Annotated in this window: 12 protein-coding genes, 1 pseudogene and 1 riboswitch; of the genes and pseudogenes, 7 read left to right on the forward strand and 6 right to left on the reverse strand. The window is 72.0% G+C overall.

The annotated features are described in order from the left end of the window. Positions 1–19 precede the first annotated feature (19 nt). Positions 20–424 carry an SRPBCC family protein gene (locus tag VFC33_19375; GenBank protein HZR15406.1) on the reverse strand — a complete coding sequence of 135 codons (405 nt, stop codon included), beginning with the start codon at positions 422–424 and terminating at the stop codon, positions 20–22. Between the two features lie 63 nt (positions 425–487). Next, positions 488–1,282, reverse strand: a complete 795-nt coding sequence (locus VFC33_19380) for a MerR family transcriptional regulator (GenBank protein ID HZR15407.1) — start codon at positions 1,280–1,282, stop codon at positions 488–490. A gap of 85 nt (positions 1,283–1,367) precedes the next feature. Here VFC33_19380 and VFC33_19385 point away from each other — a divergent pair, with 85 nt between their 5' ends. Beyond that, positions 1,368–2,117: an enoyl-CoA hydratase-related protein gene (locus VFC33_19385; protein HZR15408.1), complete on the forward strand. Its 750-nt coding sequence runs from the start codon at positions 1,368–1,370 to the stop codon at positions 2,115–2,117. Positions 2,118–2,131: 14 nt separating this feature from the next. Here the strand turns inward: VFC33_19385 and VFC33_19390 are convergent, their stop codons facing one another. Further along, entirely contained in the window at positions 2,132–2,896 is a 765-nt protein-coding gene (locus VFC33_19390) for an acyl-CoA thioesterase domain-containing protein (protein HZR15409.1), read from the reverse strand. A 47-nt stretch (positions 2,897–2,943) separates the two neighbouring features. Continuing rightward, a riboswitch (Fluoride riboswitch) is annotated at positions 2,944–3,003 on the forward strand. A 25-nt stretch (positions 3,004–3,028) separates the two neighbouring features. Here VFC33_19390 and crcB (VFC33_19395) point away from each other — a divergent pair. Genes crcB (VFC33_19395) through VFC33_19420 form a run of 6 tightly spaced genes read left to right on the forward strand, consistent with a single transcriptional unit; the run spans position 3,029 to position 7,456 of the window. Continuing rightward, entirely contained in the window at positions 3,029–3,514 is a 486-nt protein-coding gene (crcB, locus tag VFC33_19395) for a fluoride efflux transporter CrcB (GenBank protein ID HZR15410.1), read from the forward strand. After that, a complete protein-coding gene (locus tag VFC33_19400; GenBank protein ID HZR15411.1) occupies positions 3,511–3,864 on the forward strand; it encodes a DUF190 domain-containing protein in 354 nt (117 codons plus the stop codon). Before crcB (VFC33_19395) ends, VFC33_19400 begins: the two co-directional genes overlap by 4 nt. Continuing rightward, positions 3,861–4,235, forward strand: a complete 375-nt coding sequence (gene crcB / locus VFC33_19405; GenBank protein ID HZR15412.1) for a fluoride efflux transporter CrcB — start codon at positions 3,861–3,863, stop codon at positions 4,233–4,235. Before VFC33_19400 ends, crcB (VFC33_19405) begins: the two co-directional genes overlap by 4 nt. Before the next feature lie 3 nt (positions 4,236–4,238). After that, positions 4,239–5,201 carry a hypothetical protein gene (locus VFC33_19410; protein ID HZR15413.1) on the forward strand — a complete coding sequence of 321 codons (963 nt, stop codon included), beginning with the start codon at positions 4,239–4,241 and terminating at the stop codon, positions 5,199–5,201. A gap of 29 nt (positions 5,202–5,230) precedes the next feature. Next, positions 5,231–5,620 carry a cupin domain-containing protein gene (locus tag VFC33_19415; protein ID HZR15414.1) on the forward strand — a complete coding sequence of 130 codons (390 nt, stop codon included), beginning with the start codon at positions 5,231–5,233 and terminating at the stop codon, positions 5,618–5,620. A gap of 24 nt (positions 5,621–5,644) precedes the next feature. Next, positions 5,645–7,456 carry a glycoside hydrolase family 15 protein gene (locus tag VFC33_19420; protein ID HZR15415.1) on the forward strand — a complete coding sequence of 604 codons (1,812 nt, stop codon included), beginning with the start codon at positions 5,645–5,647 and terminating at the stop codon, positions 7,454–7,456. A gap of 354 nt (positions 7,457–7,810) precedes the next feature. Here the strand turns inward: VFC33_19420 and VFC33_19425 are convergent, their stop codons facing one another. From VFC33_19425 to VFC33_19435, 3 genes and pseudogenes are all read right to left on the reverse strand, one after another. Then, on the reverse strand, positions 7,811–10,120 hold the full coding sequence (locus tag VFC33_19425; GenBank protein ID HZR15416.1) for a metallophosphoesterase: 2,310 nt from the start codon (positions 10,118–10,120) through the stop codon (positions 7,811–7,813). Positions 10,121–10,483: 363 nt separating this feature from the next. Then, positions 10,484–11,659 carry a citrate synthase/methylcitrate synthase gene (locus VFC33_19430; protein HZR15417.1) on the reverse strand — a complete coding sequence of 392 codons (1,176 nt, stop codon included), beginning with the start codon at positions 11,657–11,659 and terminating at the stop codon, positions 10,484–10,486. A gap of 3 nt (positions 11,660–11,662) precedes the next feature. Then, a pseudogene (locus tag VFC33_19435) lies at positions 11,663–12,037 on the reverse strand (CBS domain-containing protein). Between the last annotated feature and the right edge of the window lie 117 nt (positions 12,038–12,154).

Consider the following 12,154-nt stretch of genomic DNA (forward strand, 5'->3'; position numbering starts at 1 on the left):
ACGATCTCGCAGCGCCTGTTCACGTTCGTGCACCGTCCAACGCGTCGCGCACCGCGGCGATGCCACGTTCCATCAGCGCGTCGACCTGAGGCGCGCGCTCGTCGGGGAGCAGGTCGGAGATCCACACGAAGCGGCTGCCGTCGCCGTCGGACAGCACCTGCGCAGCCGCGCTGTGGTGCGTGAAGCCGAGGCCACTCTCGACGACCGCGTACGCCAGGCGGCGCGCGCTGTCGTCGATCCCGACGAGTCGCTCGCGCGCGACCGCACCGTTGAAGAACGTGATGACGCGGGTGTCGCCGTCGACACGGGCGTCGACCACGAATCCCGGGACGAGGCGTTCGTGCAGCGCGCCGAAGTCACGCAACGCGTCCCACACGTCGTCGGGACGGGCGTCGAGCGTGATCTCCTTGCGGATCGAGGCCATGTCGTTCCTCCGTTCGCCGTCGCCGATGCTGCGACGAGGATGCGGCCTCCCGCGAGGGGAGAGTCAAGACGGCACGTGCGAGATCGGCCAGCACACCTCCGTGCCGTCGTCGGCGAGGTAGTGCTCGCGCACAGGACCGTCCGCGCCGATCGCCCGCTCGGTCACGAAGGTGCCGAGCGCGCCGTACGTCTCGTCGAGGTCGTCGAACGGACCGGTGTGGACCGTGACGGCGAGGAGCGCGGCCGGGATCTCCACGACCTGGACGCGGCCGGACGTCGGCTGCCGCGTGTCGCGGGTCGCGACGTACGCGACGACTTCGCCGACGTGGGCCTCGAAGTAGCCGGTCGAGTAGAGCGCGGCATCGGGCCCGGCTCGAGCCGCGCCGGCGCTGTCGAGCGCGCGGCGGAGCTCGTCGAAGGCGCCGTCCAACCACGCTTCGGTGTCGTCCCACGCGACGCGCTCGCCGATCGCGAAGGCCCGCACCCGGTCGACGGTCCGATACTCGACGGGGATCGCGGCGCCCGTGCCCGCGAGCAGCCCGCGGAGCGACGCGACGGTCGCCTGCGTGTGCGCCAGCTGCTGCTCCATCCGCTGGAGATGCGCGGCGATCACCCGATCGCGGGAGGCGACGTCGGAGGCCGTCAGCACCGCTCGGACCTCGTCGAGCGGCATGTCGAGGTCGCGCAACCGGCGGATCACGTGCGCGGCCGGTACCTGCGACGTCGCGTAGAAGCGGTACCCGCTCGCGCGGTCGATCTCGACCGGCTCGAGGAGACCGACGTCGTGGTAGTGGCGCAACGCTTTCACGCTCAGGTGGGTGACGCGCGAGAACTCGCCGATGCTCAACAGCGCGCTCATGGCGCGAGGATCGCGGCTTCCGCAGGGGGAGGGTCAAGCGTTCCGCTCGCGACGAGGCGGTCACGAACGTTGGATACTGGACCGGATGACCGTCGAGACGAGCAGGGAGGGGCGGACGCTCGTCGTCCGCATGGCGCGCGAGCACAAGCGCAACGCGATGGACGCGAGCATCACCGCGGGGATCGACGCGGCGATGAACGAGCTCGAGGACGACGACGAGCTGTGGTGCGGGATCCTCACCGGTGGGACACGCGTCTTCTCGGCGGGTGCCGACCTCGCCGTCGGCCCCGGGGAGCCGACCGAGCGGGGCGGGCTCGTCGGGCTCATCGAGCGACGGCGTACGAAGCCGCTCATCGCGGCGGTCGAAGGCGTCGCGCTCGGCGGCGGCGTCGAGCTGGTCCTGTGCTGCGACCTCGTCGTCGCAGCGCGCGACGCCGCGTTCGGGCTGCCCGAGGTCGCACGCGGGCTGATGCCCGACTTCGGCGGCGCGTTCCGCATCACGCGCGCGCTCCCGGTCAACGTGGCGCGGGAGATGCTGCTCACGGGGGACCGGCTGGGTGCGGAGCGAGCGGAGCGGCTGGGCTTCGTGAACGTGCTGACCGAGCCGGGTGGTGCGCTCGACGGCGCGCTCCGGCTCGCGGCGCGCATCTGCGAGAACGCGCCGCGCGCGGTGCGCGAGGCGCTGGCGCTCGCCAACGCCGAGGTCGCGGGCGACGAGTCGGAGAGCTGGGCGAGGAGCCACGCCGCGCACGCTCGACTGCTCGCGACGGATGACGTGCGCGAAGGGATCGCCGCGTTCTTCGAGCGTCGCGAGCCGCGATGGACCGGCCGGTGAGCGGCGGGCACTCGTCACGTGACGGTGACGACGGCGCGGGCGAGCAGCAGCCCGCTCGCGCCCGCGTCACGCACGGTCACGTCGACGACGGCGTGGTCGGCGCGCTCGCGAAGGATCGTCGTCGTCGCACGGGCCGGACCGACCTTCGTCTGATCCAGGTACCGCAGCGTCACGTCGGTCGCCGTGCGCGCGGTCGCGGACTCGGCGGCACCGGCGACGACGAACCCGAGCACGCCGCCGTTGATGGTCCCGAAGCTGTTCCCGACGTAGTCGCTCCGTTCGAGCTCCGCAGTTCCGCGTTCGAGCCGCAGACCCATCCGCTGCGCCACCGGGACCGTGAGCGGCGGTCCCGTCCGTTCGAGCCGCGACCTCGCGCCGACCTCGGGGAGGGCGTTCGCGGCGACGAGCGACGCCTCGCGCGGCATTCGCGCGAAAGACGCGGTCGCGGCACCCGCGGCGCCCAGATCGACGTCGACCCCGACGATGTTCGACCCGACCCGCGTCACGTGCGCGTCCGCGCGCACGACGCCGTCGGACAGGCGTGCCGCGCTCGTCACCGTGAGATCGATCGTCGCGGTCCAGTCGGGCGCGACCGCCGCGAGCGTCACCCGCGCGCACGCGACGTCCGCCAGCGTGACGAGCGCGCCCAGCGACACCGCGCCCGTCGCGTCACGCACCGCGTCGACGACGTCGAGCTGCGCGCACGCGCGATCGTCTGGTTCGCGCCAGCTCGTGATCTGCAGATCGCGCAGCAGGTGGTCCTCCGGCGGGTAGGGCACGGCGTGATCCTGCCATCGCCGTGGCCCAGGCCCGGCCTCCGCTAGGGTGTCGCCGCGGGGGTGGAGCTCCCCGGAACCGCCGTCAGGCCAATGGCTCCTGTGTCTCGATCGCGATCACGGCGAGGAGGTGCAGTGAGCAACGACGACCGGACGGAGATCTCGGCGGCCGATCGACCGACCTCGCGACGGCATCGCGAGCGCCGCGCGCGTGCGGACGTGCTCGCGGCCGTCGCGCTCGGCGGCGCACTCGGCGCACCGGCGCGCTACGGCGTCGCCCAGGTCATCCACGTCGCGAAGGGCACGTTCCCCTGGGCGACCTTCTGGACGAACATCTCCGGGAGCTTCGTGCTGGGGCTCGTCCTCGTGCTGATCGTCGAGCGCTTCCCGCCGACGCGCTACGTGCGTGCATTCGTCGCGGTCGGGTTCCTCGGCGCGTACACGACGTTCTCCACGTTCTCCGTCGAGATCGACGTCCTCGCCAAGGACGGCCACGGTGGCATCGCGGCTGCGTACGCGTTCGGCAGCCTCGCCGCGGGCCTCGTCGTCGTCTGGCTCGGAATGGTCGCGGGGCGGCTGCTGCCGTTCGGACATGCCCGTTCACCGGGGAGGATCCCATGAGGCTCGAAGGGCCGCAGAAGCGCCTGACGGTGTTCATCGGTGAGAGCGACCACGTCGGCCGGACGCCGCTCGCCACCGAGATCGTGCAGCGCGCGCACCGCGCGGGTCTGGCCGGCGCGTCCGTGTTCCGCGGCATCGAGGGCTACGGCGCGTCGAACCACATCCACACGACGCGCATCCTCTCGCTGTCGGAGGATCTCCCGATCGCCGTCGTCATCGTCGACACGCGCGAGCGGATCGACTCGTTCCTTCCCCAACTCGACGAGATCGTCACCGAGGGCCTCGTCATCCTGGACGACGTCGAGGTCGTGAAGTACGTCGGACGCGACGGCGAGGACACGCGCGGATGAACGTCGCAGTCGCGGCCGGGCTCGTCGTCGCGGGTGCCGCGGGCGCGCTCGCGCGCTACCTGCTCGACGGCTTCGTGCAAGATCGCACGGCCGGCGCGTTCCCGTGGGGCACGTTCGTGATCAACGTGAGCGGAGCGTTCGCGCTCGGCCTGCTGACGGGCGCCGCGCTGTACCACGGCTTTCCGTCGACGCCGAGGATCGTCCTCGGGACCGGGTTCTGCGGCGCGTACACGACGTTCTCGACCTTCACGTTCGAGTCGGTGCGGCTCCTCGAGGAAGATGCGAGGACCGAGGCGCTGCTCAACGTCGCAGGCAACCTCGTCGTCGCGGTCGCGGCCGCCGCGGCCGGCCTCGCGCTCGCCATGCTGTAGGACGTGCACCGGACGGTCGGCGCGCTGGTGGTCGTCGCGCTCGTCGGAGCGGGCGCGTGCGGCGCGTCGCACGCCGAGCCGGCGCGCCCGTGTCCCGGCTCGGGCGCCTTGCTGCACCCGCCCACCCCGGCGTCCGATCCCGACCCTGCCGTCCGGCGCGTCGACGCGACGTTCGTCGACCGGACACGCGAGACGCCGGCGAACGGCAAGCGGCCGCGCAGCGCGTGCCGCGTCCTGCCGGTCCAGATCCGCTATCCCGCCGCGGTCACGCGACCCGTGCCGCTGATCGTGGTCGTCCACGGGCTCGACGGTGATCCCACGTCGCTCGGACCGCTGCTCGACGCGTGGAGCGCGTCCGGTCACGTCGTGGTCGCACCGACGTTCCCGACGACGGTGAAGGACTCCACCGGGCGGTCGGTGCCCGCGAGCAACGTGCGGCAGGCGGACGACGTCAGCTTCGTCGTCGACGTGCTGCTCGACGGTGGACCCGATGCCGCGGTCCTCGCGTCGGTGCACGAGCGGATCGACGGCGAGCACATCGGCGTCGCGGGGATGTCGCTCGGCGGGCAGACCGTCTACGGCCTCGTGGCGAACACGTGCTGTCGGGACGGGCGCGTCGACGCCGCCGTCGTCATGGCGGGCGTGTACCGCGCGCTGCCCGGCGGCGAGTACGTCGCCAACCACGTTCCTGTCATGCTCGTCCAGGGCGACGCGGACGGCGGCTACCACAACAGCGTGCGCGCGTATCCGAGCCTCGCGCCGCCGAAGTGGTTCATCACGCTGCACGGCGCCCGCCACTCGCCACCGTTCGAGATCCCGCTCGGGCCCGACGCGCCGCTCGTGCGCGACACGACGACCGAGTTCTGGCACGCCTACCTCGACGGCGACGGCTCGGCGCCGGCACGCGTCGTCGCCGCGGTCGACGCGACGAACGGCCGGGCGACGCTCCGGCGCGACTCGTCGTAGGCTCTGGTGACCGCGCGGGAGGAGCAGCAATGGACGTTCGTTCGGCCGCAGACGTGGCGCCCGTCGTCGAGCACAACGGCACCGTCCCGGTGTGGTGGCTGGTGAACCCGCGCGAGATGAAGGACATCACCGACGGCGGGTATCTCGAGCTCGCGAACGAGTTCGAGGTGCCGCGTGGCAGCGCCGTGTTCCCGCACTCGCACCCGACGCACGAGTTCTATTACGTGATGACGGGAACCGGCGCGATGACCATCGGCGACGAGCACCGCGACGTCGCGCCCGGCGACCTCGTCTACATCCCGCCGGACACCGTCCACAGCCTCGCCCCGACGGGTGACACCGACGTGATCCGGTGCTTCTGCTTCGCGGTCGGCGTGAAGGACGCGCCGCCGATCGACTACACGCACCACGACGACTGATCGGCGAGCGCGCGTTCGCCGGCCGTGTGCGACACGCCGATCGCCGACTACGCGTTGCTCTCCGATCGGCACTGTGCCGCGCTCGTCAGTCGTGACGGATCGGTCGACTGGCTGTGCACGCCGCGGTTCGACAGCCCGTCCGTCTTCGGGCGTCTGCTCGGCGAGGGTGCGGGTCACTGGTCGATCGGCGTGCCGGACGCGCACGACGTCGAGCGCCGGTACGTGGACCGGACGATGGTGCTCGAGACGACGTTCCGCACGCCTGCCGGCACCGTCGTCCTCTCCGACGCGCTGATCACGGGCGACCACAACCGCGGCCACGACCTCGGCGTCGGTGCCCCGCACCTCCTCGCCCGGGTGCTCGTCTGCACCGACGGCACCGTCGAGGTCGACGTCGAGTACGCGCCGCGTCCCGAGTACGCGCTCGTCCAACCCCTCCTCGACGACGTCGACGGCGGGATCCGCGCCCGCGGCGGCGCCGACATCCTCACGCTGTCGTCCGCGGTCGGGTTGCAGCTGGACGGCGCCACGGCGCGGACGCGCGTCACGATGCGCGCACCCGATCGTCTCGCGTTCGCGCTGCACCACTGCGTCCGGGCCGAGCGGCACAAGGCGCGGGTGTGGTCGCAGGAGGAGATCCACGCGCGCCTGGACGACACGATCGCCGCGTGGCAGTCGTGGTCGGAACTCCACCAGGCGTACGAGGGTCCGTGGCGCGACCTCGTGCACCACAGTGGTCGCGTCCTGCAGGCGCTCTCGTTCCAGCCGACGGGCGCCATCTGCGCCGCGGCGACCACCTCGCTCCCCGAGGTCGCCGGTGGTGCCCGCAACTGGGACTACCGGTTCTCCTGGGTCCGCGACGCGAGCTTCACCATCGAGGCGCTCTGGGTCGCCGCATGCCCCGACGAGGCGGGCGAGTTCTTCGAGTACATGGCGACGTCCGCGGCGTCGTCCGTGCGACGCGGCGACGATCTCCAGATCATGTTCGGCCTCGGCGGCGAGCGTGACCTCACCGAGCGCGTGTTGCCACACCTGCCCGGCTGGCGCAACAGCGCGCCGGTCCGGATCGGGAACGACGCGTGGCGTCAGCGGCAGGTCGACGTGTACGGCGAGCTGCTCGTCGCCTTCCAGCGCATGGCCGACAGGCTCGGCGAGCTCGACCCCGCGACGCGGCAGTTCCTCGTGGAGCTCGCGGACAGCGCGGCCGTGCGCTGGAAGGATCCCGACCACGGGATCTGGGAGATCCGGGGCGAGCCGCGCCACTTCGTCTACTCGAAGCTGATGTGCTGGGTCGCGCTCGACCGGGCGGCCGCGCTCGCGGACCGCCTCGACGCACGCGATCGCGTGGCCCGCTGGCGCGCGACCCAGGACGAGATCCGCGACGCCATCCTGACCAACGGCTGGAGCGAGGAGGCGGGCGCGTTCGCGCAGTCGTTCGGATCGAGCGCGCTCGACGCGTCGAACCTCGCGCTCGCGTTCGTCGGGTTCCTGCCCGCCGACGATCCCCGCATGCTCGCGACGATCGACGCGACGGCCGAGCGCCTGACCGACGCCCGCGGCCTCGTGTACCGGTACCGCGCCGACGACGGCCTCGCGGGCGACGAGGGGACGTTCCTGCTGTGCACGTTCTGGCTCGCCCAGGCCCTCGCGATGGCGGGCCGGCGCGACCGCGCCCGGGACGTGTTCGAGCGCGCGATCGCGTTCGTCAACGACGTCGGCCTGCTCGCGGAGGAGGTCGACGCGGGGACGGGTGAGCTCCTCGGCAACTTCCCGCAGGCCTTCAGCCACGTCGGTCTGGTCAACGCGGCGTGGGTCATCGCCGGGTCCGAGGCCTGAAGGCGGGCGCGTCGGCCCTGGTCATCGCCCGGATTCGGTCCGCCGATGCCTCAGGTTGGGGTGGGCCCGGTCGAACAGAACCTCGGGCGGCCGGGCGGTGCAAGCGTGCACCACCCGGACCGCGCGAGTGCCGACCCGGTCGCCCCGTTCGCCCTGCCGTCACGCGCTCGCGCGCGAGGCGGCCCGGGCCGCCACAGCCGGAGGGGCAGGGTGAGGCTCCGCTGAGGCGAGGACCCGGGCCGCACCCGAAGGCTAGAGAGCCGGTGGGCGCGAAACGCGGAATTGGCCCGAACGCGAATGTGCCGCGCCCGAAGGCGCGGCACACTCGCCGGACGTAGCCCCGTGACCCTGCCGTCAGAAGCTCGTGCCTCGCACGATCGTCCAGCCCGGCCAGTACGAGAACGTCGTGACCGTCGGCGCGACGTACGCCTGGCTGATCGTGAACGGGTGGGCACCACCCCAGCCGTCGACGACGTAGCCGGCATTGCCGTCCGGCGTCACGTTGATCCCCCGGGCGATGTCCCAGCCGCTCCAGTACGCGCTGGTCACCGCGGGCGGAGGCGTGACGCCGCTCGTGGCGAACGTGTGCACGCCGCCGTACCCGTCGACGATGTAGCCACCGCCGCCCGGCACGAACGTGACGCCGCGGGCGATGTCGACGCCGTTCCAGTACGGGCCACCTGTCGGCGTCGGCGCGGTGCCGTTGCTCCCGATCGTGAAGCCGTGCAGACCGCCCCAGCCGTCGACGATGTAGCCGTACTTGCCCGACGGGTCGATCGCGACGCCGCGGGCGATGTCCCAGCCCTTCCAGTACGGACCGTTGGTGACCGCCGGCGGTGCCGAGTTGCTCCCGATGGCGAACGGGTGCAGCCCGCCCCACGCGTCGAGCGTGTAGCCGCCCGTCGGGTTCCCGTTCTTGTCGTGCACGAGCGCGACGCCCCGGGCGATGTCCCAGCCGTTCCAGTACGCAGCGCCCTTCGCCGCGCCGAGCGGCGTCGCGCCACCCGTGGCGAAGTCGTGCAACCCACCCCAGCCGTCGGCGACGTAGCCCGCGCTCGTTGCTGCGGTCTTCGGGCCGACGTGCTGGTACGTCTGCACGTCGAAGGTCTGACCGGTCGAGTCCGTCGGCGCGACCGTCACGTCACCCGGGCTCGGGCTGTTCACCGTCACCTTGAGGAAGTGGTACACGTTCGCCGCGCTCGCCGGCGGCGCGGGTTGCGCGGTGCCGCACGCCGATCCGACGTTGGACGTCGGCGACCATCCGATCGCGTACACGTCGCGCGGATCACAGCCGCTCTGCTTGACGGGCTCGAGCGTGCCGCCACCGCCACCGGTGATGTAGGTGACGATCTGGTTCGGGTCGAGCGCGGCGTTGCGCTCGTACACGTGCGCGTGCCCGTTGAACGCCATCGCCACGCCGTTCTGGGCGAGCAGCGCCTCGAGACTCTGGTTGCCCGCCGGACCGTCGCTGCGCAGCCACGTGTCCGGACCCTCGTTGACCGTGTTGACGTCACTGACGAGCGGCTTGTGGAAGATCGCGAACTTCAAGCCGCCCGGGTGCGCCGCGAGGTCGGCCTTCAGCCACTCGTACTCCGGCGAGCCGACCTTCCAGTGCGTCTCGTAGTCGTTCGCGTAGCCGCCCGGAGTGGGCGCCGTGCCGACGTTGTTGTCGGGCCACGCCGTCTCGAGCACGTAGAACCGCGCGTTGCCGGCGTCGAACGCGTACCAGAGGCTCGGCAGGTTGACCGCCGTCGTGCCGTACTTGGTCGACGGGTACGCGTCGATCTGGTAGCGGCCACCCGAGCTCGCGACCGCGTCGTCCTGCGGCCAGTTCTGCAGCTGCGGGTGGATGGTGTCGTTGCGGTACAGGCCGTGGTTGCCGATGCCCGCGAACATCGGGATCGAGCTGCCCGGCACCGTCCAGAAGCTCGGGCCGAAGGCCGCGCTCATCCCCGTCTGGGGCGTCGGCGGGATCGGCGGGACCGCGGACGGGTTCCCCGGGTTCGCGGGGATGAACGTCTGGTGGAGGTCGCCGTAGTCCTCCTGGCTGCCGTTGTTGTAGACGTTGTCGCCGGTCGAGATCGCGAAGCGGACGCCGCTCTGCGCGATCTGGCTCATGACGGCGGCCTCGCTCGGGTTCTGACCGTTCTGGTCGACCTGGCCCCAGTCACCGATCACCGCGAACGAGAACGGCTGCGTCGAGCCCTTCGGCACCTGGGTCGTGAACTGCGGCGAGGCGTCGCTGCCGAGCAGGTCGACGTCCGTCGTCTTGCTGCCGCGGAGGAGCACCCGGTAGCAGTACGTGCCCGCGGACGGCAGCGTGAGGTTCGCCTTCCACTGGTACTCGAGCACCTGCGCACCGGTCGGGCCGATCGCGAGGTTGGTCTTCGAACCGGTGACCCGGTTCGTCGGGTTGCAGCCGCCGCCGGTCACGGGCCCCCAGAGGACCGTGCCGACGGAACCGGCGCCCTGGGACCGGTCGGTGGCCCAGTTCACCGTCACCTTCGGGACCCCGTTCACGTTCACGAGGTTGGTCAGGTACGGGTAGCGCGTGAGCGGCAGTGCCGTGGTCAGCGCCGACGCCGGGGGCGAGGTCGCCATCCCGAGCGTCGTGACCGCGAGCGCCACGCTCGCGAGGCATCCCATCAGTCGACGGAACGACATGAGCGTCCCTTTCCGCGGTGCACGGGGGCGCACCGCAATCCCCTCTTGTCCAGCTCCAGCCCGCCGGTCGGGACGGCGTCCCACCGGAGCGCCGCAGTGTATTGAGCGTTCTGCGGCTTTCGCCACATTCAGAACACAAAAGCGGTTCGAGGGGTTCGACCGTTTTGGACGGGCGCGGGCGCGCGCCTGCGTTGTCGCGTGCGACCCGTGCGCGCTCCCTGCCGTCCGACTGCCCTCACCCCAGCCCTGCCATGCCGGAAAGCCCTTTCCGGCATGCTGGATTGTGCGGACGCGCCCGGCCCGCCGCCATCGGTATCTCCACCCCTTTCGCGCGCCGCGGGGTGGGAGCGGCCGCGCCGCGTGTCAGGCGGGGTCGGGGACGGGCTGGGGCGGCGGGGGGCCGACGTACTGCGCGCTCGGGCGGATCAGCCGGTTGTCGGCGGCCTGCTCGAGCACGTGGGTGCACCACCCGATGACACGGCTGGACGCGAACGTCGGCGTGAACATGTCGCGCGGCACGCCGACCGTGTCCATGACGACGCCGGCGTAGAACTCGACGTTCGTGTACAGGCGCCGACCGGGCTTCAGCTCGGCGAGCACGTCGACGGCGGTCCGTTCGATCTGCTCCGCGAGCGCGACGCGCGGTCCGCCGAGTCGCTCGGCGACCTCACGGAGCAGCAGCGAGCGCGGGTCGTCGGTCTTGTAGACGCGGTGGCCGAAGCCCATGAGGCGATCGCCCCGCTCGACGGCGTCGCGCAGCCACGGCTCCGCGCGGTCGGCGGTGCCGATCGCGTCGAGCATGTCGAGGGCCCGGCTCGGCGCGCCGCCGTGCAGGGGACCGGACAGCGCGCCGATCGCGCCGACGATCGCGGCGCCGAGATCCGCCTGCGTGCTCGCGATGACACGGGCCGTGAACGTCGACGCGTTGAACCCGTGGTCGATCGTCGAGATGAGGTACTGCTCGATCGCGCGGGCGTGCTCGGGCGGCGGGACGTCACCGGTCAGCATGTAGAGGTAGTTCGCTGCGTACGGCAGGTCGGGGTGCGGGTCGATCGGCGCCTCGCCGCGGCCGAGCCGGTACAGCGCCATCAGCAACGTCGGGACGACCGCGCACACCTGGAGCGCCTCCTGGCGCAGGGTGGCGCGGTCGATGTCGCCCCACGGGCGGAACCCGAGCGACGCGGCCATCAGCGAGACGGTTGTCCGGAGCAGGTCGAGCGGGGGTGCACCGGACGCTGCCCGCGCGATGTCGGGGAGCACCCGCTTCACGCCCTCGGGAACGACGCGCAGCGGCCGGACCTCGGCGAGGAACGCGTCGCGCTGCGCGAGGGTCGGGAGCTCGCCCTCGAAGAGCAGGTACCAGACGTCCTCGAGCGTCCGCTTCCGCGCGAGGTCGACGGCCGAGTACTGCCGGTAGTGGTAGAAGCCCTCGAGGCCGCGGACGTCGCCGATGTCGGTCTCGGCGACGACCACGCCCTCCAGCCCCTTGGGCACCTCGTGGGCCATCGCCTCCGCGGGCTGGATCTGCGCGAGACGCATCAGGTCGCGCAGCGACACGACGCCCCGCAGCTCACCCTCCTCGACAACGGGGAAGTGGCGGTAGCCGTGCTCGGAGAGCGACGCGAACGCGTCGGCGGCGGCGCGCTCCGGTTCGATCGTGTCGGGTCCTCGCGTCATCCACTCGTCGACGCGTGCGCTCCCGGGGTCCGTCCCCGATCCCGCGGCGCGCAGGACGTCGCGCTCGGTCAGGATCCCGATCGGCTTGTCGCCCTCGACGACGACCACCGAGCCGACGCGCGCGTCGCGCATGCGCATCGAGGCCTCCGCGAGGCTCTCGTCGGGCCGCGCGGTGACGGCCGGCGAGCTCATCACGTCGGCGACGGACCGGGCCTTGCCACTCGGCGCGCTCGCGGTCATGTCGTGGCTCCTGTCGACAGGTCTCCGGATGTCGCGACAAGTGTACGGACGCCTCCCATCCGCCCACGACGCCGGCGACGTACACCGCGCGTCGTGACGCGCCGGGAACGCCCGGCC

This window comes from Acidimicrobiia bacterium (assembly GCA_035651955.1).
In the GTDB taxonomy this organism is placed as follows: Bacteria; Actinomycetota; Acidimicrobiia; order IMCC26256; family JAMXLJ01; genus JAMXLJ01.